The 22,647-nt window shown below is 72.1% G+C and carries 21 protein-coding genes; 8 read left to right on the top strand and 13 right to left on the bottom strand.

The annotated features are described in order from the left end of the window. Positions 1-31: 31 nt before the first annotated feature. Complete coding sequence (locus OG199_RS05470) at positions 32-2,494, bottom strand: SpoIIE family protein phosphatase (protein WP_401809417.1); 2,463 nt, start codon at positions 2,492-2,494, stop codon at positions 32-34. A gap of 228 nt (positions 2,495-2,722) precedes the next feature. On the opposite strand from OG199_RS05470, the gene OG199_RS05465 reads away from it, so the two are divergent. Next, positions 2,723-3,553 carry a peptidoglycan-binding protein gene (locus OG199_RS05465; RefSeq protein ID WP_405828301.1) on the top strand — a complete coding sequence of 277 codons (831 nt, stop codon included), beginning with the start codon at positions 2,723-2,725 and terminating at the stop codon, positions 3,551-3,553. 148 nt (positions 3,554-3,701) lie between these two features. Here OG199_RS05465 and OG199_RS05460 read toward each other — a convergent pair whose 3' ends face one another. Together OG199_RS05460 and OG199_RS05455 are read right to left on the bottom strand one after the other, a co-directional pair. Beyond that, on the bottom strand, positions 3,702-4,685 hold the full coding sequence (locus tag OG199_RS05460; protein WP_405828299.1) for an alpha/beta fold hydrolase: 984 nt from the start codon (positions 4,683-4,685) through the stop codon (positions 3,702-3,704). Positions 4,686-4,967: 282 nt separating this feature from the next. Beyond that, complete coding sequence (locus tag OG199_RS05455; RefSeq protein ID WP_401809423.1) at positions 4,968-5,477, bottom strand: methylated-DNA--[protein]-cysteine S-methyltransferase; 510 nt, start codon at positions 5,475-5,477, stop codon at positions 4,968-4,970. 279 nt (positions 5,478-5,756) lie between these two features. Between OG199_RS05455 and OG199_RS05450 the strand changes: the two genes are divergently transcribed. Further along, positions 5,757-7,589 carry a hypothetical protein gene (locus tag OG199_RS05450; RefSeq protein WP_405828298.1) on the top strand — a complete coding sequence of 611 codons (1,833 nt, stop codon included), beginning with the start codon at positions 5,757-5,759 and terminating at the stop codon, positions 7,587-7,589. Here OG199_RS05450 and OG199_RS05445 read toward each other — a convergent pair. From OG199_RS05445 to OG199_RS05410, 8 genes are all read right to left on the bottom strand, one after another. Beyond that, positions 7,519-8,220 (bottom strand): nucleoside/nucleotide kinase family protein, encoded by a 702-nt coding sequence (locus tag OG199_RS05445; protein WP_405828297.1) that lies wholly within the window; start codon positions 8,218-8,220, stop codon positions 7,519-7,521. The two genes, OG199_RS05450 and OG199_RS05445, sit on opposite strands and share 71 nt — an antisense overlap. Next, a complete protein-coding gene (locus OG199_RS05440; protein WP_356799170.1) occupies positions 8,217-8,534 on the bottom strand; it encodes a DUF6191 domain-containing protein in 318 nt (105 codons plus the stop codon). The genes OG199_RS05445 and OG199_RS05440 overlap by 4 nt, the downstream gene beginning before the upstream one ends. Positions 8,535-8,645: 111 nt before the next feature. Next, complete coding sequence (locus OG199_RS05435) at positions 8,646-9,902, bottom strand: serine hydrolase domain-containing protein (protein WP_405828295.1); 1,257 nt, start codon at positions 9,900-9,902, stop codon at positions 8,646-8,648. 161 nt (positions 9,903-10,063) lie between these two features. Further along, positions 10,064-11,344, bottom strand: a complete 1,281-nt coding sequence (locus OG199_RS05430; protein ID WP_405828293.1) for a CAP domain-containing protein — start codon at positions 11,342-11,344, stop codon at positions 10,064-10,066. Between the two features lie 74 nt (positions 11,345-11,418). After that, a complete protein-coding gene (locus tag OG199_RS05425) occupies positions 11,419-11,730 on the bottom strand; it encodes a DUF1232 domain-containing protein (protein WP_266705394.1) in 312 nt (103 codons plus the stop codon). 105 nt (positions 11,731-11,835) lie between these two features. Beyond that, a complete protein-coding gene (locus OG199_RS05420; RefSeq protein ID WP_405828290.1) occupies positions 11,836-12,696 on the bottom strand; it encodes an MBL fold metallo-hydrolase in 861 nt (286 codons plus the stop codon). A 104-nt stretch (positions 12,697-12,800) separates the two neighbouring features. Further along, on the bottom strand, positions 12,801-13,178 hold the full coding sequence (locus OG199_RS05415; protein ID WP_356799178.1) for a hypothetical protein: 378 nt from the start codon (positions 13,176-13,178) through the stop codon (positions 12,801-12,803). A gap of 361 nt (positions 13,179-13,539) precedes the next feature. Beyond that, positions 13,540-14,463, bottom strand: a complete 924-nt coding sequence (locus OG199_RS05410; protein WP_356799180.1) for a MurR/RpiR family transcriptional regulator — start codon at positions 14,461-14,463, stop codon at positions 13,540-13,542. Between the two features lie 301 nt (positions 14,464-14,764). On the opposite strand from OG199_RS05410, the gene OG199_RS05405 reads away from it, so the two are divergent. Both OG199_RS05405 and OG199_RS05400 read left to right on the top strand, forming a co-directional pair. Continuing rightward, positions 14,765-15,931, top strand: a complete 1,167-nt coding sequence (locus tag OG199_RS05405; RefSeq protein WP_405828288.1) for a glycoside hydrolase family 88 protein — start codon at positions 14,765-14,767, stop codon at positions 15,929-15,931. A 132-nt stretch (positions 15,932-16,063) separates the two neighbouring features. Next, the gene (locus OG199_RS05400) at positions 16,064-17,047 is read left to right on the top strand and encodes an aldo/keto reductase (RefSeq protein ID WP_405828286.1); all 984 of its coding nucleotides are present in this window, start codon (positions 16,064-16,066) and stop codon (positions 17,045-17,047) included. A gap of 114 nt (positions 17,048-17,161) precedes the next feature. Here the strand turns inward: OG199_RS05400 and OG199_RS05395 are convergent, their stop codons facing one another. Then, complete coding sequence (locus OG199_RS05395) at positions 17,162-17,833, bottom strand: DUF2238 domain-containing protein (RefSeq protein WP_405834442.1); 672 nt, start codon at positions 17,831-17,833, stop codon at positions 17,162-17,164. Between the two features lie 226 nt (positions 17,834-18,059). Between OG199_RS05395 and OG199_RS05390 the strand changes: the two genes are divergently transcribed. Both OG199_RS05390 and OG199_RS05385 read left to right on the top strand, forming a co-directional pair. Next, positions 18,060-18,791: a TetR/AcrR family transcriptional regulator gene (locus OG199_RS05390; RefSeq protein ID WP_356799186.1), complete on the top strand. Its 732-nt coding sequence runs from the start codon at positions 18,060-18,062 to the stop codon at positions 18,789-18,791. A gap of 4 nt (positions 18,792-18,795) precedes the next feature. Next, positions 18,796-19,959: an FAD-dependent oxidoreductase gene (locus tag OG199_RS05385; RefSeq protein ID WP_405828283.1), complete on the top strand. Its 1,164-nt coding sequence runs from the start codon at positions 18,796-18,798 to the stop codon at positions 19,957-19,959. 85 nt (positions 19,960-20,044) lie between these two features. On the opposite strand, the gene OG199_RS05380 is transcribed toward OG199_RS05385, so the two are convergent. Further along, positions 20,045-21,178 (bottom strand): hypothetical protein, encoded by a 1,134-nt coding sequence (locus OG199_RS05380; RefSeq protein ID WP_405828282.1) that lies wholly within the window; start codon positions 21,176-21,178, stop codon positions 20,045-20,047. 227 nt (positions 21,179-21,405) lie between these two features. Between OG199_RS05380 and tgmA the strand changes: the two genes are divergently transcribed. Both tgmA and OG199_RS05370 read left to right on the top strand, forming a co-directional pair. Continuing rightward, positions 21,406-21,597: a putative ATP-grasp-modified RiPP gene (gene tgmA, locus OG199_RS05375; protein ID WP_148008417.1), complete on the top strand. Its 192-nt coding sequence runs from the start codon at positions 21,406-21,408 to the stop codon at positions 21,595-21,597. 15 nt (positions 21,598-21,612) lie between these two features. Then, complete coding sequence (locus OG199_RS05370; RefSeq protein ID WP_266705410.1) at positions 21,613-22,554, top strand: MvdC/MvdD family ATP grasp protein; 942 nt, start codon at positions 21,613-21,615, stop codon at positions 22,552-22,554. The last annotated feature ends 93 nt before the right edge of the window (positions 22,555-22,647 follow it).

Here is a 22,647-nt window from a genome sequence, read left to right as displayed (position 1 = left end):
GGCTTCGGTGAGGGGATCGACGGCGCGTACGTCACACCGGTGGCTCCGTCAGGGACTGCTCGGCCCAGATGATCTTGCCCTCGGGGGTGTAGCGGGTGCCCCAGCGCTGGGTGAACTGGGATATCAGGAACAGCCCACGGCCGCCCTCGTCGGTCGTCTTCGGATGGCGCAGATGCGGAGCGGTGGCACCTCCGTCGGAGACCTCGCAGATCAGCGCACGTTCGGCGATCAGGCGCAGCCGGACAGGACCCGGGGCGTGCCGGATGGCGTTGGTGACGAGCTCGCTCACCACCAGCTCGGTGGTGAAGGCCAGCGAGTCCAGGCCCCAGACCCTGAGCTGCTCGGCGGAGGCCTTGCGGGCCCGGGCGACCACCGCCGGATCGTCGGGCAGGTCCCAGGTCGCCACCTGTTCGGTACCCAACCGGCGGGTCCGCGCCATCAGCAGCGCCACGTCGTCGTACGGACGGGTCGGAACGAGATCGTCCACGATGGTCCGGCACAGCCCGTCCAGTGATCCCCGGTATCCCTCCAGCGCGCGGCGCAGACGCTCCCGGCCCGCTTCCGGGTCCCGGCCGGTGCGGGGCGTGGCGATGAGCCCGTCCGTGTGGAGGCCGAGCAGGCTGCCTTCCGCCAGGGTGAACTCGGCGGATTCGAAAGGCAGTCCGCCCACGCCCAGCGCGGGACCGCGGGGAAGGTCGGCGAACGAGACCGTGCCGTCGGGGGCGACGATCGCGGGTGCCGGATGCCCCGCGCCCGCCATGGTGCACCGCCCGCTCACCGGGTCGTACACGGCGTAGAGACAGCTGGCGCCGACGGCCTGCATGCCGCTGGTGAGGGTGTCGGCCCCGCTGCCCTCCTCCCGGGCGGCCCGGCTGACCAGGTCGTCCAGATGGGCGAGCACCTCCTCGGGCGGCAGATCCAGATCGGCGAGCGTCTGCACGGCGGCTCGCAGCCGCCCCATGGCGGCGGCACCGTCGATGCCGTGCCCGGTCACCTCGCCCACGACCAGCGCCACCCTGGCCCCGGACAGCGGAATCACGTCGAACCAGTCGCCCGCCAGCCCCGTCAGCTCGTCCGCGGGCCGGTAGCAGGCGGAGACCTCCACGGCGTTCTGCTCGGGGAAGCGGTGCGGAAGCAGATTGCGCTGCAGGACGAGTGCCGCGTCGCGCTCACGGGTGTAGCGGCGGGCGTTGTCCACGCACAGGGCGGCCCGGCCGACGAACTCCTCAGCCAGGCTCAGATCCTCCTCGTCGAACGGGTCGTGGCGCCGGCGCCGGAAGAACGTGGTGATGCCCAGGGTGACGCCCCGCGCACGGATGGGCACGATCATGACGCTGTTCAGTCCGAGATCGGCGAAGCGGGCGGCCTGCCGCCCCTCGTCCGCCGTGGCCCACTCCTCGGCCGACGGATCGAGCCGCTGCTCGCGCCACGAGCGTCCCTCGGCCAGACACCGGATCGGGGGCGAGCCCGCCTGGTACGTCGCCACGCCGCCGACGGGCACGGTGGTCTCGGGCACCCCGGCCCGGGTCGACTGCTGACCGGCGCGCCGCAGGGGCAGCGCGTCCGTGTCCCCCGGCGGACCGGTGGCCGGCTCGGCTCCCTTGAGCACGGAATCCAGCAGGTCCACGGTGGCGAAGTCTGCCAGGCCCGGCACGGCCACGTCGGCCAGTTCCTGCGCGGTCTGCTGGACGTCGAGACTGCGGCCGATGTGCTCCCCGGCCCGGTCCAGCAGCGCCAGCCGCCGCCGGGCCCGGTAGCGCTCGGTGACGTCGACGACCGTGTAGTACACACCGATCGGATGGCCGTGGTCGTCGTCGAGCCGGACGAACGACAGGGAGTGCGCGGTCTCGCGATGCGGCGCGGACCGTACGCGGCCCACGTGCTCGAATCCGACCACCGGCTCACCGCTCCGCAGCACCTGGCGCATCCTCGCCTCCAGGGCCTCGGCGTCGAGCCCCGGCTGCACATCGGCGAGTCTGCGTCCCAGTCGCCGCTGCGGCGAACCGCCCCCGAACTGCTCCAGCGCGGTGTTCGACCACACGAACCGCAGTTCCGTGTCCACGATCGCGATGCCCACCGGCGAGCCCGCGTTCATCCGCTCCAGCACGGACCGGCTCATGTTCCAGCCGGGACCGTCGGCGAGGTCGGCGAGCAGCACCACCCACCGCGTCGGAGCGCCGTCCTCCCGCACCGGGACGGCCCGCACCATCACCCGGACCGCATGGCCGTCGCGGTGCAGTGCGGACAGCAGCCCGCTCCAGCCGCCGACGCCGCGGCACCGCTCGGAACGCTCGGTGATCCGCGCCGCGTCCTCCGGGAGCAGCAGGTCCACGACGTGGTGGCCCACCACCTCGGCGGGCCGGTATCCCAGCAGCCGCTGGGCGTCCGCGGTCCAGCCGGTCACCGTCAAATGGGCGTCGAGCAGGAGTGGCGCGGCATCCGCCACGTCGAAGCGCCGACGGGGCGGCACCTCTCGTTCCTCGCTCACGGCCACGGTGACCCTCTCCGCTCTCCGAAGGTGGTCCTACCCCGTATGTGCCCATTCTTCACGTTGTTCGACCCGAGCCGCGGAGAGCGGTCGGCGGCCGGCCATTGCAGCAGGACGGCCACCGGGAGCCCACCGGCCGTCCGTCAGGGGCGCCTTTCGCTGAACTCCGGGGCCGACCGTCGCGTATCACTCCACGGGGACGGCGTGAGCTCGCGCGCACGGAAGGAGAGCAGTGTGTCGACACCGCCCGAACCGGGGCAGCCCGCGAGGCGACGGGCGATCGAGCCCACCCATGTGCAGCGGCGCCGCCGGACGGAAGCACTGGCGCAGCTCATGAAGGAGGTGCGGGAGGAGCAGTACGGGGCCGATCCGGACGGTGGCTACGAGGTGGTCGCCGTGCCAGCCACCTCCTCGAAGGCCGTATCGTCGGCTGCCGATGAGGCGACGGAGGAACTGCCGCCCGTACCGGGGGGCGAGGACTACGCCCGCGACGCCGGAACCGCGGGCGTCGCGCCGGGAGCCGCGCGGCGGACCGGGCGCGCACCCGACGTGGCGCCGGGGAACGGGCCCCGGCCCGCCCGGGGGCGGCAGCCCGCGCCACGGCGGCAGCCCGCGCCCGGCCGGGAACACGCACCCGGGCGCGGCCACGCCGACGGTGCCGGCCGACGCCGGGCCGCCATCGCCCTGGGGGTGACGGCGGCTGCCCTGGCCGGCTTCGCCCTCGCGCTCCTGCTGCCCGGCGACCAGGACGGCCGCGCGCGGGCCGGACAGCCCGGCACCAGCCCCTCCGCGACAGCCGCCGCCCCGGCGCCGTCCGGATCCGCCGACCCGGACGGCACGGGCACCCTCCGTGAGGGGGACAGCGGCCCCGAAGTGACCGCACTGCAACAACGGCTGCTCCGCGTCCCGGACGTGTACGCGGGCGGCTCCACCAATGGCAGCTACGACGCCACGCTCACCGCGGCCGTCGCCCGCTTCCAGCTCTGGTACGGGATCCGGGGTGACGAGACCGGCGTCTACGGCGACGACACCCGCGCCGCCCTGGAGTCGCGTACGACGCCGTAGACCGTCGGGGGCGCGGGAGCTCCCGACGGCCCACCCGGGGCGCGCGGCGCTCGCGGGGGCCGGCCGGGTCGGCCCGCGAGCCCGGTCCGCCGGAACGGCCTGCGAGCCCCGGTTCGGACGGGGAGGCCCGGGAGCCCCGGTTCAGGGTTCAGACGGGGAGACCGGCGAGCCAGTCGATCAGGATGCGGTTGACGTCCTCGGGCCGTTCCTGCTGGATCCAGTGGCCGCAGCCCTCCAGGATGTGGGACGAGACCAGACCGGGCAGGGTCGTGGGGAACGCCGTGATCGCGTCGGCCAGCCAGGTGGTGGACGCGTCGAGGGCGCCTCCGACGAACAGCGAGGGCTGGGTGACGGGCGCGCCGTCGTGGTCGGCCAGGTCCTCCCAGTCGCGGTCCATGTTCCGGTAGCGGTTGAGCGCCCCGCTCGTCCCGGTCCGCTCGAACTCCTCCGCGTAGACGTCGAGGGTGGACTCGTCGAGCCAGTGGGGGAGACGTCCGGACGGGAACCGGTCCCGCAGGGTTCCGCCGGGGCTCACGAAGTGCGGGTCCGGCGTGCCGGGGCCGGGCATGGTGTCGCCGGACAGCGCCGCGTAGAAGCCCCCGAGCCAGCCACGGACGTCGGGCTCGATCTCGGCCTCGGCCCGGCCGGGCCGCTGGAAGTAGGAGACGTAGAACTCCTCGGGGCCGCCCATCCGCGCGAAGACGTCGCTGGGGCGCGGACCGCCGCGTGGGGTGTAGGGCACGCTGAGCAGCCCGACCGCGCGGAACACGTCGGGGCGGACCAGCGCGGAGGTGGCGGCGATGGTGGAGCCCCAGTCGTGCCCGACGACGGTCGCGGACCGCTCACCGAGTGCGTGCACGACGGCGGCGCAGTCCTCGACCAGGTTCAGGATCCGGTACTCGGCCACGCTGTCGGGCCTGGACGAGCGACCGTAGCCGCGGACGTCCAGGGCGACCGCCCGGTAGCCGGCCGCGGCGAGCGCCGTCAGCTGATGGCGCCAGGAGTACCAGGACTCCGGAAATCCGTGAACCAGCAGGACCAGCGGGCCGGTTCCCTGCTCCACCAGATGGATCCGGCCGGCCGGCGAGGACACCAGACGGTGGGTGCGGTCTGCTGCGGACGACTTCGGCACGGATCCTCCCAGGACACATCGGCTACGGGGTGCGACGAGCGGGGCCCGGGGGACCCGGCCTTCCCGCGCCGGCACTACGAGTGATCATGCGGCGATCGGCGGGCCGTGGCCCAGCCCTGTTGCCGATCCGGCAAAACCGGGCCCTCGCCGCCGCCTTCGAGCACTCTGGTGTCGTCGCCCGCTCGCAGCGGGCAAGGCGACCGCGCAGACGTCACGCGGCACCGTGGAGCACGGACCTCAGCGCAGGGCGTCGTCCCGAGCGGGCGGCGTCGGGCCGGCGGATCACGCGGACCGCCCGGTGTTCTCCAGGTCCAGCAGCCGCTGCTTGCGCTCCAGACCCGCGGCGTACCCGGCGAGTGCGCCGGCGGCACCGATCACGCGATGACAGGGGCGCACGACGAGCAGGGGGTTCGCGCCGATGGCGGTGCCCACGGCGCGCACGGCCGCGCGTGACACACCGATCCGTGAGGCGATCTCGCCGTAGCTGACGGTCGTGCCGTACGGGATGCCCTCGACGGCCTTCCACACCCGCCGCTGGAAGTCGGTGCCCGCCCCGCCGGCGTACTCGATGGTGAAGTCGGTCAGCCCGCCCTCGAAGTAGGAGTTCAGCTGCGCGACGATGTCCTTGAACGCGCCGTCGTCCCGCGTCCAGCCGTCCCGTACGACGGCACCGGCCTTCTGGCCGGGCATGGAGAGCGACACGAGCGCCGTGCCGCCCCTGGCGGTGGCCGACTCCTCGCCCACGAGAAGCAGCTCGCCCAAGGGGCTGTCGATGGTCGTCCAGACCGTCATCGGGGGTGTCCTTTCATGCGTGGTCCAAGCGGTGCGAGCACCGCTTCACCTGCTATGTTGCCGTGTTCTCCGCTCGGCGTCCGGCGGGATTCGGACACCTAGCTGCCGGCTGCCGCCATACCCCGCCGCCCTGGGAGCCCGGCGTCGGCCGGCCTCTCGTCCCCGGCGCGATGTTCGCCAGGTCGACACGCGCCCTGCCACCCACGCTCACCTGCCTCACCGTCTTCCGGCGGAGACTGGTGCAGGGACCGGCGACCTCCGCAGCGAAGGGCTGATCTCGTGCATCTCCCCTACCAGCGCGGCCGGTTGCACGATCTGCCGGACGACCCGGCGGCGTACGACACCGTTCTCGCCGCCGTCACCGAGGAGGCGCTGGCCCGCCTGACGCCGGACGGCAGCCTCGAACACCCCGCAGCCGTCGACGACATCGGCGACACGTCGCTCGGCGTCACCTCGCTGCTGGCGCTCGCCTGGCAGCGCACCGGGGACCCGCGCCTGCCGGACGCCGTCCGCCGCAGCCTCGCCTTCCATCTGCGCGAGCGCGTCTTCACGCGGGACAACCCCGGTTACCCCAACCTGAGAATCCGTGACTCCGGTATGCCGTACGCCCGTTACGTACTGGAGGACGGCGCCCACCCCATCGGCGACTGGCCGAGCACGGTGTGGGCGCTGCTCCAGGCGGTCACCGTGCTGGACCTGGCCGAAGGGCTCGTCGACGACGCACAGCACGGCGAACTGCGGGACGTGGCACAGGGATACTGGCGTCGGCTGACCGAGGTGACCTTCTTCAACCCGCAGGAGGCAGGCAACCAGGCCATCGGCTGCGTCGTCGGCGGACTGATGCTCGCCCGCCATCTCCCGGCGGTGGAAGGGGAGTCGGTCAGGTCGCACGCGATGCGGCTGTACACCGACGAGATCCGGGCCCGCCGCGTCCGCGACCGGGGAGCCCTCCTGCCCCCGGAACACGGCGGAGCCTACGACAACAACTACGGACCGATCTCCCTGTCCTTCCTCGCCCAGGCCCACCGGGTGAGCGGAGAGCCGGTCTTCGCCGAGGACGGCGACACGCTCGCCCGCTACCTCGACGCACGGCTGACGGCGGGTGGGTTCGACCTCGGCGGTCCGCGCTACAGCGAACAGCACTGCGGCTTCGAGGCCGTTCTCGGCCTGCGCCGCTTCGGCGGCCGGATCGGGGCCGACCTCGGCCGCTACCGGGGGGACACCCGCTGGGGACGGCACGCGACCGGGCCGGACGGCGCCGTCGACGGCCACTTCGCCTTCATGCTGGTCTGGCAGATCCAGGACACGGCCCGGTGGCACCGCACACCCAGGACGGCACCGGTGCGCCACCAACTGCGCGCGGGCACCGTCTCGGTGGCGTTCGACGACCGGATGACGCCGTCCCTGGTCGAGGCGGCGGGCACCTACCTGCTGCCCGCCGCCGTGAACCGCCAGCACGGCTTCGGGCCGGTCGTCGACGGCTTCCTGCTGACCCGCCCTATGGGCGCGGTGCGGGTGCGCGACCTGGCAAGCGACGGACTGACGGCCAAGCTCGTCAGCAAGCCCGTCGTCACCCCCGACCACGTCCTGCGCCACGTCAGGTCGCTGTACGTCACGGACGGCACCAGCCTGTGGACGACGGTCGCCGTCGAACGGCTGGACGGGGACCCGTACCTGCTCGCCGGAATGCCGTACGCGGCCGACGACGGCGACCGGGTCCGCAGGGTCGCGGCGGCGGACGTGGTGTCCGCCGGCACCCTTCGGCTGACGCACCCGCGGACCGAGGGCGCCGACCGCTTCGACGCCCGCGCGCGGACCACCCAGGAGGAGGCGGCCTTCGTCCTCGCCGCCGACCCCCGGGTCTACGGCAACCCCGACGAGGGCTGGCGCCACCTGGTCGCCTCCACGGCGTTCGAGGCGGGGCCGGCTCCCGGCGCCCCGGAGGACCTGCACGTCTTCGCCGTGCGCTACGGCTCCCCGGGTCCCTTCGCCCCCGTCGTGGAGCACGCGCCCGAGGGGCTGACGATCCGAACCGAGGCGTTCACCGCACTGATCGGGAGTCCGGCGGGCGATGCGCGGGGGGAACCCGGGGCACGGATCCGGAGGCGGTGACCTCGGGTCCCACGACCAGATCGGCACGGGCCCGCGTCGCGGCGATCAGATCGGCGTTGCGCTGGTCCGTGCCGAGCACCCAGGCCACCGCCGTGTCGTGGTCCTTGCCGAACTCCTCGTGGCGGGCGACGAGACGGCGTACGCGTTCGGTCTCGTCGAGCTCGCAGAACCAGACCTCGTCCAGCTGCGCCCGTACGCGCTCCCATGCCGCGTCGCGCAGGAGGAGGTAGTTGCCCTCGGTGATGACCAGACGGGCGGTGCGGGGGACCGGGACGGCGCCCGCGATCGGCTGCTCCAGGGTCCGTTCGAAGCCCGGCGCGTAGACGATGCCGTCGTCCTGCTCCTCGTCGCGGAGCCGGCGCAGCAGTGCCGCGTACCCCGCCGCGTCGAAGGTGTCGGGCGCGCCCTTGCGGTCCCGGCGGCCCAGGCGCTCCAACTCGACGTCCGCGAGATGGAACCCGTCCATCGGCACGTGCGCGACCCAGCGGGAGCCGTCGCCGTTCAGCTCCCGGACCAGCCGCTCGGCCAGCGTCGTCTTGCCCGCTCCGGGACTTCCGGCGACGCCGAGGATCGCCCGCCGGCCCGGACGGACGAGGGACGCGGCCCGTTCCAGAAGGTCGTCGAAGGTCATGAGCGGCGCCCCGGACGCACGACCGCCGTGCCGGCGTTCAGATCGACGGTCGTACGGTGCGCGGGCGCCCCGTCCTCCTCGTCGTCCCGCATCACCAGGGCCGACTGCCGTTCCTTGAGCTCGTGCTGCTTGCCCGGCGACAGACTCGCGTGCAGTTGCTCGAAGCCGGTGGCGGATATCTGGCCCTGCCGCGCGCCGTTCCGCCACGGCAGGAGGCCGGCCCGTCCGGCGCGCAGCAGCGCCTGGTCGGCGAAGGCCGTGAGGGTCAGTACGACGACGAGTCCCGGCAGGGTCATGAAGACGGCGAATCCCATGCCACCAGTATCGGGCGCGGAGCCGGAAACCGGCCGACCCGGCTCTACCGGGGCCTGCGCCGACCCGGGTGACGGGTGCGGCCGGCGCCGGTCCGGCCGCACCCTGGCCCGTCAGTCGCGGGCGATGCCCGGCGCGATGTCCTCGTACCGCTCCGTGGGCGCGGCGGGCGCCATGGCACGCCGGGTCGCCTTGGACGACTTGCCGCAGAACGCGGACTCCAGCGTGCCGGCCATGGTGTTGAGCACGTTCGCGTTGTTCGAGGTGTTGGCGAGCGAGGTGACGCTGCGCTTGCCGTCCTTCGAGGTGAAGGCGTACGTGTAGTAGCCCTGCACGGTGCCGGTGTGCCCGTACACGGAGACACCGCAGGACAGGTCACGGCGGCGCAGACCGAGGCCGTAGCCCTGGGTGCTGCTGACGGTGGTCCACTGCTGCATCTGGGCGAGCTGCGCGGCGGACATGAGCTTTCCGGCCATCAGGGCGGAGAAGAACGTGTTGAGGTCCCGCGTGCTGGAGATGATCGCGCCCGCGCTCTGTGCCCAGGACACCGTCTGCGCGGTGGAGTCGACCAGGGCCGCACCGGCCGCGTCGGGGGTGAGATAGCCGTTGGCGTGCGTACCGGGGATGGAGGTGCCGGGGTGCACGTAGAAGGTGTCGGTCAGGCCGAGCGGTTTGAAGATGCGGTTCTGGTACTCCTTGGCCACCGCGTTCCCGGTGAGCTTCTCGATGAGCATGCCCGCGACGACGAAGTTGGTGTTGGAGTACGAGTAGGCCGCCCCCGGCGCGTTGGTGAGCGCGTGCTTCAGGGACAGCCGCACCAGGTCCTGGTAGCTGAAGACCTTGTTGCGGACGGACTCGAATCCCGGGACCGTCTGCGCGAACATGTCGTTGGTGTAGTCGTAGAGACCGCTGCGGTGACTCATCACATGGCGCACGGTGATCCTGTCGTCGGGCAGCAGCCCCGGCAGATACGTGTTCACCGAGGTGTCCAGGTTCAGCTTGCCCTCGTCGACCAGCTGCAGCAGGACCACGGCGGAGAAGCTCTTGGTGACGCTGCCGACGCGGAACCGGTCGGCCGCGGTGATGGACCGACCGGTGGCCCGGTCGGCGACCCCCTCGGACAACTCGTGGACGGTGCCCGCGTCGTCGACCCGGACCATCGCACCCGGTGCTCCCTGGGCCAGCGCCGCGTGCAGCACGCCCTGAAGCCCGGCGTCGTCGGGCGCACCCGACTTCGCCGCCGCGACGCTCGTGACCCGTCCGGTGCCCGAGTCGCCCGGCGCCGCGGAGGCCGCCTGCGCGGGGAGCGCGACGAGGGACAGCAGTACCGCGCCCAGCGCCGTACCCGTGCCCACCGATCCTGAGACCATCTGATTCTTCTCCCGACTCTCTCCACCGGGTTCGCCGCCGGTGCGGACGTCCGGCGCGAACCGTGCCGCGGACGCGGCGTCGACACCCTCTTTACGCGCCGGAAGGCCCCCGGGTTGCACGGCACGGAGGGGAATCGGAAGGTACGTCAGAATGGGTCGGGTCAGCCGCCGAAGAGCTGGGTCCAGTACATGCCGGCGTCGCCGCCGCCCGCGAGGCCGATGCCTATGTGGGTGAAGTCGGGCTTGAGGATGTTGGCGCGGTGTCCGGGGCTGTTCATCCAGCCTCGGACGACCTCCTCGGGAGAACGCTGGCCGCAGGCGATGTTCTCGCCGATGGTCCGGCGCGCGGAGCCCGCCGCGGCGGCCCGGTCCCAGGGCCGGCGGCCGTCGGGGGAGGTGTGGGAGTAGAAGGCGCGGGCCACCATGTCGTCGCTGTGCGCCTGGGCCGCGCTGGTGAGCGGCGCGTCGGCGAGGAGCGGTGGCAGGCCTTCGCCGGCCCGCTCGGTGTTGGTCAGCGCGACGACCTCCCGCGACGTCCGCGCGAGTCCGTCGGTGCTGAACGGCCGCGCCCACAGCGCCGTCCAGTACAGGTCGCCGGAACGGGGGGCGGCGACGTACGCGAGACCCGTCTGGGTGTACGCGTGGTCGTACAGGGTGGCGCGGGACTGCTCGGTGGTGAGGCAGTACTCGACGAACTCGCCGGGTGTGCGCGGGCCGGAGACGAGGTGCTCGCCCACGGTGAGATAGGCGTATCCCACGGCCGTGACGCGCTGGTAGACCGAGGTCCCGTCAGCGCCCTGGGAACTGAGGAGCCCGCGCGCCGCCATGTCGGAGGCGTGCGCCCGAGCCGCGCCCGCGAGCCGTGCGTCGAGCGACACGGGTGGGGAACCGGCGGCCGCGCGCACGGAGTTCACCAGCTCCAGGAAGCCGTCCGGATCGGGTGCCGCGGCCGGCGGGGTGTCGTCCTCGGTGACGTCCACCCCGAAGTCCCGGGCGATGCCGGCCAGTCCCTCCGCGTACCCCTGCCCCAGGGCCCGCAGCTTCCACTCCGCGCCACGCCGGTAGATCTCCGCGAGCAGCAGCACGGTCTCCCGCTGCGGGCGCGGGGGAGTGAAGCGCGCCAGGGTGCGCCCGCCGGAACCGGTGACGAGCAGGGTGGGGGCGGGCAGCCGGCCCAGCGGTGTGCCGGGATCGGCCGGAGTGACGAGCACGGTGACCCGGCTCGCTCCGGAGCGCAGGCCCGGCGGGTCGACCGTGAGGCTCTCCCCGGTGAGCCGGGCACCCGGCACCGCGGGCTGGTTGTAGAAGACGAAGTCGGTGTCGCCGCGCACCTTGCCGGTGTCGTCGGTGATGAGCGCCGAGACGTCGAAGGGGCCCGGCACCCGGATCGTCAGGGTGCCGGCCGGCAGGGGTACGTTGCCCCCGGGAACCAGCTCGCTCATCGTGCCGCCCGTCGAAGTGGTGGTCCCTGCGGACCTCCGACGCGGGCGTCCTCGACTCCGGCCCGCTCAGCCCGTCAACGTCCGGTGCGCGCGGGAGGGTTCCCGGGTTCGTCGGCGTCGAGCAGCTCCGGGCGGCGCAACGAGCGCAGGGCCAGCAGGAGGACGCCGATGTCGTCCAGGTAGATCGGGTCGGGCAGCAGGTCGGTCGGGAGCAGCAGGTAGGCGACGGCGCCCCAGAAGACCCAGCGGGAGCCGGTCGGGAGTCCGGCGCGCCGCAGATCGCGTCGCGCCCGTACGAGCCGGGCCAGGAGCGCGATCGCCACCGCGAGCGCGACGGCACCCAGGATCGCGACGACGACGACCACTGTCCATGCCGTGGAATCCATGAGTCCGTCCAGGGGTGTCGGCGGGAAGTTCGGTTTCTCCCTGTCGTCTTCCCGGCCATGGCGTTCGTACCGCCCCGGGTTCGGCCATGTGCGGGGCGACGACCTCTACGCGCCTTCGGCGGCGCCCTCGGGCAGGTCACGGCGGCAGAGGACGAAGTCGTCGAAGACGTGCCGGCCCGGCCGGTCGCCGACGGTGTCGATGGCCGCGCGGATGTCGCGGAGCTGGGCCGTCGTCATCTGCAGGGGCGGTTCGTCGGGCTGGTAGGTGGTCCGCACGGGGTAGTCCTCGCCCGGTTGCCGGGTCATCTCGATGTGGCAGCCGAGCACATGGGTGACCGGCCGGTCGGCGCAGAAACCGATCAGGCGGTCGACGGTGCGGGTGAAGGCCGGCCAGTCCTCGACGTACAGCCGGCCGGGGTAGACGGTGTCACCGGTGAGGAGGAAACCGGTCCAGGGGTCGAAGTACGTCACCGAGGCCGCGTGATGCCCGGGCGTGGCCAGGCACTCCAGGACCCGGCCGCCGAGGTCGACGCGGGCGACGCCGTCCGGGTCCCGGTCGAATCCGAAGAACGTCCACGCCTCGTCGAGGGCCGCGTCCACCACCCTGGTGCGGGGGCGGTCGGTGAACTGGCCGTCCCCCGCGACGTGGTCGCCGTGCGGGTGGGTGTGCAGCACCAGCAGCTCGTAGTCGTCCCGGGGACGCGCGGCCAGCCGGTCGCGTATCAGCCCGTCCACCACCCGCCGCAGCGGGAAGTGCGCGGGCGAGGCCGTGGCACCCGTGTCGATGAGCACGGCCCGCGCCTCGCCGAACAGGAGGAACAGGAAGGGGGCCTCGTAGTCGACGGCCATGTTCTGCCGCAGGATCACCGTGTCCGCGTCGTGGACGTGCACCTGGAGGTCCGGGTCCGTGTTGTGCTTGGCCGACGGCGATCCGTGGATCCACCGCACATCGAGAGTCCGTGGCACGGCCGTTCGTTCCGCCGCGCCGTCGTCCACGGCCTTTGGCCCCTGTGCGTTCACGACGTCTCCCGGTGGTCGTTGCACCGGGACCGTCACCCGGCCCCGGAGCCTCAGTTTCGCGTGGCGGCGCTGTCCGTGAGCGCGTGGGTGACCGCTCGGACGCTGCGGGCGATATGACTGAGCTGCAGAACTTCGGCAGCGTACATCTTGATGGTGTGCTCGATCACCGACTCGTGCAGGCCGAGGGCCGGCAGCTCGGAGCGGGCGGTCTGCAGGGCCGTGCGGGCGACGCGTATCTCGTGCTGCACCTGGATCTGTGCGTGGCGGGCGAGCAGAACGGGGTGCTTCATCAGGGTCGGATAACTCGCGTAGCGGGCCGGCACCAGTTCGCGCAGCCACTTGGTGGCCGATCGCTCCCAGTCGAAGCTGCCGGGGGTCTTGACCTGGCACGGCCAGTCCGAGGTGATCGGGGAATACGTCAGGGCCATGTTCATCGCTTCCGGGTCACGTCGGCGGCAAGGGGGCAACGGTTCTGGGGCGGCCCCGGTCCAGGGGAAAGGCCGGGGCCGCCACCTCGGGCCCCGTTCGCACGGAGCCCGTCCGATCACCCGGAACCCGTTGCGGGTAGGAGCGGACGGCCCCGGATGGTCGTAGGACGCGACCCGGAGGCCTCCTGGTCGCGATCCGCGAGCAGTATTTATATATACCGGCAGTTACGCAAGGACATGAAAAAATTCATGCGTGATATGGGGCGATAGGTCCCGTGATGCCGTGGTGACGCGCGGTGGGGGAGGGGGTGTCAGAACCTTGGGCAGAGGGCCTGGCATGCTCAGGTCTTCCGTGCGAAGGTCAGTCCTTCAGGAAGAACTGGTGCTGTTCGGCGATCTGCTCGTACTCCTCCAGGCGGGCCTGTGTCCGCTCCGGATCGGCGTCGGTCATGGCCTGGAGCAGCGCCGCCGACATGACCACGGGCGCGGCGTACGAGTCGAAGACGAGCCGGGAGCCGGTGCCGACGGTGAAGGTGATGTCGGCCTCGTCGGCCAGCGGTCCGAGCGCCAGGTCGGTGATCAGGGCCACCTTCAGCCCGGCACTGCGCGCGACCCGCACCGCGGTGAGCGTCTCCTGCGCGTGCCGCGGCATTCCGAACGCCAGCAGCCAGGTGCCGCCCGCCTCGCGCGACTGGAGCAGCGCGTCGTACGCGACGCTTCCGCCCCGGGTCACCACCCGTACGTCGGGGTGGATGCGGCGCGCCGCGTAGGCGAAGTACTCGGCCAGCGACACCGAGATGCGCAGCCCGAGAACCGTCAGCGGTGTGGACTGCGAGAGCGCGCGGCCGAGTTCGATCACCTGGTCCGGGTCGGCGAAGTCGCGCCGCAGGTTCTCCAGGTTGTCGATCTCCACGTCCACCGCGGCCTGCAGCTCGTTGCCGCGGTCCTCGGCCGGCGCGCCCGGGGTGCTGCCCAGTGTGCTGAGCGCGATGGCCTGGAGCTTCTCCCGCAACGCGGGGTAACCGCTGAAGCCGACCGCGGCGGCGAACCGGGTCACGGACGGCTGGCTCACCCCGACGCGCTCCGCGAGATCGGTGATCGACAGGAAGGCGGCCTCGGTGATGTGCTCGATCAGGTACTGGGCGATACGGCGCTGCCCCGGCGAGAGCCGCGGCCCGTCGAACAGTTCCCGGAGCTGGGACGCGGGCGCCGCGCCCGCCTCCGGAGCCGTCTTTCCCGACGTGATCGCGGACGCCTGCGCGCGTGCCTGCTGCGGCGATGGCACCGATGTGCCTCCTTCGTGTCCCACGAGGGTTCAACATAGCTCACGGACCGTGCACACCAGGGCATGGATGACCACACGCAGTAGCTCACCGCACGCGGGGTGGGGTGCGGCGCCGGGTCGGGAACCGGGTGGACGACACCGTCCGGCGGGGGCGGCGGACCGCGTGGCGGCGGTCTCGTCACCTGACGATCGTACGTGGACATGAACTCGGTCTGGTTCGCGCCAAGTTGACGACCGGCCATGGACAGTGCACGGGACGGGAGTTGAGGATGGGAAATCCCCATCCGTAGGAGTTGTTCATATGCGTAGACGACACCTGCTGGCCGGCGGTACCGCTCTCGCGGCCGCCGCTTCGCTCCACCCCGTTCTGACGACGCCCGCGCGAGCCGCGGGGACCACGGTTCCGCCGAGGGCGGGGGGCGCGGCACCGCTGCCTTCGAGGAGCGAGGTCGTCGCCGTCCTGCGGCGCGTGGCCGACCACTGGATCGCCGCGCACCCGGACTCCGGCGACAACGGCTGGGCCAACGCCACCTTCTTCAGCGGACTGCTCGCCCTCCACCGCCTGACCGGCGACGCGCGCCACCTCGCCTACGCCCGGTCCTGGGCGGACCGGCACGCCTACGGGCTCAACAGCGGGGCCACCACACGCCACGCGGACAACCAGTGCGCCGGGCAGGCCTACCTCGACCTGTACGAGATCGAGCCCGAGGAGCGGAAGCTCACCGCGATCGAGACCTCCCTGCACCGCATGGTCTACACCGACCAGCCGGACAAGAATGACGACTGGTGGTGGGACGACGCCCTCCACATGGCCATGCCGCCCTTCGCCCGCCTGGGCGCCCTCCGCCGGGACCCGCAGTACTGGCAGAAGCTGTACTCCCTCTACGGCCACACCAAGCGCGCCGAGGGCGGCCCCGGCCTGTACGACGGCGCGACGGGCCTGTGGTACCGCGACGCGCGCTTCCTCCCCGGGGGCATCGTCTCGCCCTCGGGCCGGCCCGTCGTCTGGTCGCGCGGCAACGGATGGGTGGCGGGCGGTCATGTGAAGACCCTCAAGGCGCTGCCGTCGACGGAGCGTCACACCGCCGAGTACCGCGACACACTGACGCGGTTGGTGAGGGCCGCCGCGGCCGTGCAGCGCGGCGACGGTTTCTGGAACGTCAACCTCGCCGACGCGACCCATCTGCCCGGCCCCGAGACCAGCGGCACGTCCTTCCTCCTGTACGGCACCTCGTACGCGGTCGGCGCCCGTCTGGTCGACCGGGACACCTTCCTCCCGGTGGCCGCCCGCGCCTGGAACGGCCTCGTCACCACGGCCGTGCACCCCGACGGCTTCCTCGGTTATGTCCAGAACGTCGGCGACCGCCCGGAATCCAGCCAGCCGGTCACCTACGACAGCACCGCGGACTTCGGCGTCGGCGCCTTCCTGCTGGCCGGCACCGAACTGGCCCGGCTCACCACGCCCTGACGGCCGGCGGGGCGGCACCCCCGGCGTGGCACGTCCGGGACGGCCGAGCACATGGGCGACGGCCGAGCGCGGCGGCGGCCGTCGCGAGGCCGGGGTGCCGCCGCTGTCGTCGGGGGATGACAGACTGATCACATGGACGAGCGTGAATTCGGCAGGTCAGGTCAGAAGGCATCGGTCATCGGTCTCGGTACGTGGCAGCTCGGCGCCGACTGGGGCGACGTGAGCGCGGAGGACGCCAAGGCGGTGCTGGAGACGGCGGCGGAGTCCGGGGTGACCTTCTTCGACACCGCGGACGTGTACGGCGACGGACGCAGCGAGCAGACGATCGCGTCCTTCGTGAGCGGCCGCCCCGACCTGCATGTGATGGTCGCGACGAAGATGGGCCGCCGGGTCGAGCAGATCCCGCAGAACTACGTCCTCGACAACTTCCGCGCGTGGAACGACCGCTCCCGGCGCAATCTCGGCGTCGACCGCCTCGACCTGGTGCAGCTGCACTGCCCGCCGACCCCGGTCTACTCGTCGGACGAGGTGTTCGACGCGCTGGACACCCTGGTCGAGGAGGAGCGGATCGCCGCGTACGGAGTGAGCGTCGAGACCTGCGACGAGGCGCTGACGGCGATCGCCCGTCCGAACGTCGCGAGCGTGCAGATCATCCTCAACCCGTTCCGCATGAAGCCCCTGCGGCAGGTTCTTCCCGCCGCCCGGGAGGCGGGCGTCGGCATCATCGTCCGTGTTCCGCTGGCCTCCGGACTGCTCTCCGGTAGGTACACGAAGGACACGGTGTTCGCGGCCGACGACCACCGTACGTACAACCGTCACGGCGAGGCCTTCGACCAGGGCGAGACCTTCTCGGGCGTCGACTTCGTGACGGGCGTGGAGGCGGCGGCCGAGTTCTCCGCCCTCGCGCCGGAAGGCTGCACCCCGGCCCAGCTGGCGCTGCGCTGGATCATCCAGCAGCCCGGCGTCACCACGGTGATCCCGGGCGCGCGTTCACCCGAACAGGCCCACGCCAACGCGGAGGCCGCGAAGCTCCCGCCGCTGTCGCGGCAGACGCTGGACGCGATCGACGAGCTCTACGACCGCCGGATCAAGGAGCAGGTGGAGAGCCGCTGGTAGCGGGCCGCGAGAGTCCCGACCGGGACGCCGATCGCCGGCCCGCGGCACCGGGGCCGGCGGTCGGCGTTCGGCGTGTCGGGGGCGCCGACGTGTGTCGTGCCGTCCGCGGGACCGTCAGCGGGCGACCATGTCACCGGACGTTTGTCCGAAGCCCTCGCTCCGGAGTGCGTCGAGCTGCCGGTCGTGCGCCCGGCTGAGCAGCAGGACGGACAGCGTGGCTCCGATCAGCGCGCAGAACATGTCCCACTGGGTGTCCCACACGTCGCCCTGGGTGGCCAGGAAGGCGTCCGCCGAGTGACCGCCGATGACCGCGGCCGCCCACTCGAACATCTCGAAGAGCGCGCTGAAGGCCAGGCACGCGCACACGGTCAGCGGTGCGAGCCAGCGGCTGCCGCGCAGCGGTGAGGTCCGGCTCAGCACCTCCCGCACCAGAATGGCGGGCACGAATCCCTGCATGAGGTGACCGAACCGGTCGTACGGATTGCGGGAGAGCCCGAGCAGGTCCCGCGCCCAGTCGCCCGCCGGTACCTCCGCGTACGTGTAGTGGCCTCCCACGGCGAGGACCAACGCGTGGGCAGCCAGCAGGCAGTACAGCAGGTCCGTGAGCGGGAAGCGGCGCCGGAACAGCACGGCGAGGGGCAGCCCGAGCAGCACCCACACGGTCTCCAGCAGCCAGGTCGTCCGGTCGTGCGGGTTCCAGGCGGAGACGGCCAGACCCGCGACGACGAGCGCGACGAGCGCCGTGGGCAGGACCCGCCGGCCGGCACCGGCACCGGGCTGCGGCAGGCCGTCGGACGCAGGGTGGCGGGTGAGCGAGGAGAGGCGAAGTCCGTTCACGGGTGGGCTCCTTGGTCCGGGTCGCTCCATCGTGCTGGAGCGGGGGAGCGAGGGCATGAGTACGCCTACTCACCCGGGACGAGTGGACGAGATGCGGCGGCGGTCGACCGAGGAGAATGACGAACATGTTCGTCACGTACTTGTTCGCAACGAACATGTTCGTTACCTTCGAGGGGTGACAGCACACCCCGCACCCCGCCCGAGCCGTCGCGAGCGGCCGGCGAAACCAGCCCTGACCAGGGAAGGCATCATCGAGACCGCCGTGGCGCTGATGCGTGCCGAAGGTCTCCGCCGGGTCACCATGCGCCGCCTGGCACAGGAGCTCGACACCGGCCCGGCCTCGCTCTACGTCTACGTACGCAACACCGCGGAACTGCACGCGGCCGTACTCGACGAGCTTCTCGGCGCCGTCGACCTCGGTCCGGCCCGCGCGGACGGCGACTGGCGCGACCGGCTCGTCCAGGTGCTCACCTCCTACACGGCCGTGCTGTTCGAGCACCCGGGCCTGGCCCGCTCGGCCCTGGTGTCCCGCCCGTTCGGCGACCGCTACCTGGACCTGCTGGACGCACTGCTCTCCCTGATGGGCGAGGGCGGCATCCCCCGGGCCCGAGCGGCCTGGGCAGTGGACCTGCTGCTGCAGTTCGCCACCGCGACCGCCGCCGAACACGCCCCCGGAGACCCAGCCGACACCGAGGGTGACGCCGGCGAATGGGCCGCGCTCGCCGCCGCACTGCACGGTGCCTCCGGCGAACGGCATCCGCACGTCACCGCCGCGGGCACCGAACTGCTCTCAGGGCCCGGTGAGGCCCGTATGCACTGGGGCTTCCAGGTACTGATCAGCGGAATCCTGCACACCCCGAGGCACGGGACGTCCGACACGCCCCGGCCGTCCCTCCCGAAGGAGTAGCGACATGTCGATCCATCACCCCATAGCCGTCGTCGGCGCCGGTCTCGGCGGCCTCACACTCGCCCGCGTGCTGCACCGGAGCGGCATCGAGGCAGCCGTCTTCGACCTCGACGCCTCACCCACCGCCCGTGCGCAGGGCGGCATGCTGGACATGCACGAGGAATCCGGGCAGGCCGCGCTGCGTGCCGCCGGTCTCCACGACGCGTTCCGGGAACTCATCCACCACGGTGGCGAGGCCATGCGCATCCTGGACAAGTCGGCCGTCGTCCACATGGAGAACGACGGCCAGGGCGGCGGACGGCCCGAGGTCAAGCGCGGGGCGCTGCGCGACCTCCTGCTCGGCGCACTGCCCTCGGGCACCGTCCGTTGGGGCGCCAAGGTCACCGGCGTACGGACGCTCGACGACCGCCGGCACGAGGTGACGCTCGCCGACGGGGAGACGTTCACTGCCGATGTGCTGATCGGCGCCGACGGTGCCTGGTCGAAAGTCCGCCCGCTGGTCTCGGACGCCAACCCGGTCTACTCCGGTCTCTCCTTCGTCGAGCTCCACCTCCTTGACGCGGACACCCGGCACCCCACGGGCGCCGCCCTCGTCGGCCACGGCATGATGTTCGCCCTCGCCGAGGGCAAGGGCCTCCTCGCCCACCGCGATCCCGACGGCTCGCTGCACGTCTACGTCGCCCTGCGGACGCCCGCCGACTGGGCCACCTCAGGACCCATCGACTTCACCGCGACCGCGGAGGCGAAGGCGGCCCTGCTCGAGCACTTCCCCGACTGGGACGAGCGCCTGCGCGCGCTGGTCGCCGGCGCGGACGGCGCGCTCGTAGCCCGGCCCCTTCACGAGCTGCCGGTCGGCCACCGCTGGGACCGCACCCTGGGCGTCACCCTGCTCGGCGACGCCGCGCACCTGATGTCCCCCTTCGCAGGCGAGGGCGCCAACCTCGCCATGCTCGACGGCGCCGAGCTCGCGACCGCCATCGCCACCCACCGGGACGACATCGAGAAGGCGGTGGCGGTGTACGAGGAGGCGCTCTTCGTCCGCAGCGAGGCGGCGGCGGCCGAGTCCGCGGACAACCTCGAACTCTGCTTCCAGCCGGACGCGCCGCGCCCTCTCGTCGACCGCATGACCCAGTATCAGGGCGGGGCCCAGGCCGGGGCGGTGTCCTGATCCGGGTCCGGATCCGCGACGCTTCGACCAGCGCCGGCGCCGGCGCCAGTACCAGCACCGGCACCGACAGCGGCAGCGATTCGGCTCACTCTCGCGGCGCCGCGCCCCGAAGCGCCGTGATGCAGGAGCCGATCGCCTGCTGGAGTTTCTCCAGCCGCTGCACCATGTCGTCCTCGTAGATGTCGTCGGCGTCGTCGAAGGTCAGCTCCTCGAAGACCTTCGTGGCCCGCTGCAGGCTGTTGTAGAACTTCGTACGGCGTTCCTGGACCCGCAGTTCGGGGTCTGCCTCGACGGTCTCGACGACCAGGCCCTTCATCGTGTCGTAGGCCTCGGTCGCCCACTCGCCCGTGTCCTCGCCCTCGTCCAGCTCGTCGAGGAGCGACAGGTGGCGCTCGGCCTCCGAGCGGAGCTCGGCCGGCGCGTCGAGGGTCTGCCCCGCCGGGGTCCTGATCTGCCCCTTCTCGGCGATCTGGCGGACGTAGCCGATCCGGTCGGCCGCCCTGGACTCGGTGGCCACCGCCTTCTTCAGTTCGTCGGTCCGCGCGATGTCGCGGGCCAACTCGGCCTGCAGCGCCGGGTCTTCCTTCACCCGGTCCAGGAGCGCGGTGCGGGCCGCCTGCGCCGTGGAGGGGTCGGCGAGGATCGCGGCCCGCAGCGCGGTGGGATTCTCGGCGACCTCCAGCGCCTTGGTGGGGCGGATGCCCTCGGCCTGGGCCGCCTCGGCGATGGCGGTTCCCCGTTCGGAGGACGCGCTGGAACGGGAGACGTAGTACGTCAACCACGCGTCCGCGCCCGGCAGTTCGATCTCCTCGCCCGGGACGAGAACCTCGAAGTGCGGGACGAGACCGTCGTCGGCCGCCTTGTCCCACGCCTTGTAGAAGCGCATCACCCGCTCGGGTGAGCAGGCGGCCAGCTCGGCGAACTCCTTCGCGGACACCTTCGCGGTCTCGTCGGCGGACTGCCCGCCGGGACGCACACTGCGCGCGACCTTCAGGGCGAAGGCCCAGCCGCCGGTCCGCGCGTAGGCCCCGAAGTCACGCGCATCACGTGAGACGGCGTCGCCCTGCGCGTCACGGGAGACGGAGTCCTGCGCGTCGGGTGAGACGGCGTGGTCCTGCGCGTCGGGTGAGACGGCGTCGTCCTGCGCGTCGCGTGAGACGGGGATCTGTGCGTCGGGGCGCGCGGCGGATTCTGCGGTCGGGGCGAAGGTTGCGGTCACCGGGAACTCTCCAAGGTAAGTGCGGAGTTAAGATCACAGAGAATGAAGCTTTGGCCGTAGGTTGGGCCGGATCAAGCAGACACACAAGCAACAACGGAATCAAGTAAGCCTGAAACGACGCGATGTGACGCTGTTCACCCCGATGTGGCGCAAAGTGATGAATTCCTTACAGTCATCACACGTAGGGGAGGGGGCAGTACATCGTGAGACCGGCGGGAGGATCCATCGTGCGACCGTTCACCCTCAACTACGCCTTGCCCACAGGGCATTCGGCCGCTGTACCCCCGTACCACTTCGACGTGTCCCTGCAACTGAACGTGCTGCCGGACGGCCGGCCGGCCGTCAGCGACCGCGCTCTCCTGATGGCGACCGGTACGACGACATCCACCGCCGGTTCCCAGACGCACTTCGACGACTGACGGCCACCCACAGCGATGACGGTACTGATTCTCACGGCGGAGCAGGACGTCACCGCCGACATGGTCGTGGCCAGACTGCACGAACAGGGCGTGCCCATGGTGCGCCTGGACCCCGCCGACGTGCCGGGCAGGGCTGTCCTGTCCGCGGACTACGCGCACGGCGACTTCGACGGCTACCTCTCGGTCAACGGCCATGTGCTCAGCATGGGCGGCCTGCGATCCGTGTGGGTGCGCCGCCCGGGCGAGCCCGCGGCGCACGCGCCGGAGCCCTCGCCGTGGCTGACCGCGGAGACCCGGCAGGCGCTGTTCGGGATGCTCTACTCCGCCTCGACCCGCTGGATGAACCACCCGCGCCGCGCCGAGCAGGCCCGGCACAAGCCCTGGCAGTTGAGGGTGGCGCACAGCAGTGGGTTCGCGGTGCCCCCGACCGTCATCACGACCGCGCCGCGGGTGGCCCAGCAGTTCGTCGAGGAGTACCGGCAGGTGGTGGTCAAGTCCGCCTCCGGGCCTCCGCCGGGCGAACCTCGGGTGGCACTGCCCACCACCCTGATCGGCCCCGACGCGGACTTCTCCGGCGTCGCGGCCGGACCCGCGCTGCTCCAGCAGTACATTCCCAAGCGCGCCGACATCCGGCTCACGTGCATCGGGGACCGTCTCTTCGGTGCCCGTAAGACGGCGGTCGCGGGGCAGGTCGACGGGCGCTTCGGCGAGACCGGGCACGTCTGGGAGCCCGTCGCGGTGCCGGGGCGCATCGCCCGTTCGGTGCAGGAGTACACGGCCTTCACCGAACTCGCCTACACCGCCTTCGACTTCGCCGAGGACGAGGAAGGGGTGTGGTGGTTCCTCGAGGGCAACCAGGGCGGGCAGTTCGGCTTCATCGAGCTGGAGACCGGCCAGCCCATCTCCGAGGCGGTGGCGCTGTGGCTCTCCCAGCGAAGACCGGCGGACCGCCGCTGACCGCGGTCGTCGACTCTCACCCGCGCGCCGGACCCCGGCGGGGCGGGCCGGGCAGGGGACCGGACACAACGCCGGACACGGAACCGGGCACCG

Origin of the sequence: Streptomyces sp. NBC_01176, assembly GCF_045039825.1 — a bacterium.
Lineage (GTDB): Bacteria > Actinomycetota > Actinomycetes > Streptomycetales > Streptomycetaceae > Streptomyces.
Note: the sequence above shows the minus strand (reverse complement) of the source record. Positions and strands in the feature narration are given on the sequence as shown.

Excerpts from the sequence above, each read along its gene's own strand:
- OG199_RS05455 (WP_401809423.1), bottom strand. The coding sequence starts at position 5,477 with ATGACGGTCTGGACGACCATCGACAGCCCCTTGGGCGAGCTGCTTCTC.
- OG199_RS05445 (WP_405828297.1), bottom strand. The coding sequence starts at position 8,220 with ATGACCTTCGACGACCTTCTGGAACGGGCCGCGTCCCTCGTCCGTCCG.
- OG199_RS05440 (WP_356799170.1), bottom strand. The coding sequence starts at position 8,534 with ATGGGATTCGCCGTCTTCATGACCCTGCCGGGACTCGTCGTCGTACTG.
- OG199_RS05435 (WP_405828295.1), bottom strand. The coding sequence starts at position 9,902 with ATGGTCTCAGGATCGGTGGGCACGGGTACGGCGCTGGGCGCGGTACTG.
- OG199_RS05430 (WP_405828293.1), bottom strand. The coding sequence starts at position 11,344 with ATGAGCGAGCTGGTTCCCGGGGGCAACGTACCCCTGCCGGCCGGCACC.
- OG199_RS05425 (WP_266705394.1), bottom strand. The coding sequence starts at position 11,730 with ATGGATTCCACGGCATGGACAGTGGTCGTCGTCGTCGCGATCCTGGGT.
- OG199_RS05415 (WP_356799178.1), bottom strand. The coding sequence starts at position 13,178 with ATGGCCCTGACGTATTCCCCGATCACCTCGGACTGGCCGTGCCAGGTC.
- OG199_RS05405 (WP_405828288.1), top strand. The coding sequence starts at position 14,765 with ATGCGTAGACGACACCTGCTGGCCGGCGGTACCGCTCTCGCGGCCGCC.
- OG199_RS05400 (WP_405828286.1), top strand. The coding sequence starts at position 16,064 with ATGGACGAGCGTGAATTCGGCAGGTCAGGTCAGAAGGCATCGGTCATC.
- OG199_RS05385 (WP_405828283.1), top strand. The coding sequence starts at position 18,796 with ATGTCGATCCATCACCCCATAGCCGTCGTCGGCGCCGGTCTCGGCGGC.
- OG199_RS05370 (WP_266705410.1), top strand. The coding sequence starts at position 21,613 with ATGACGGTACTGATTCTCACGGCGGAGCAGGACGTCACCGCCGACATG.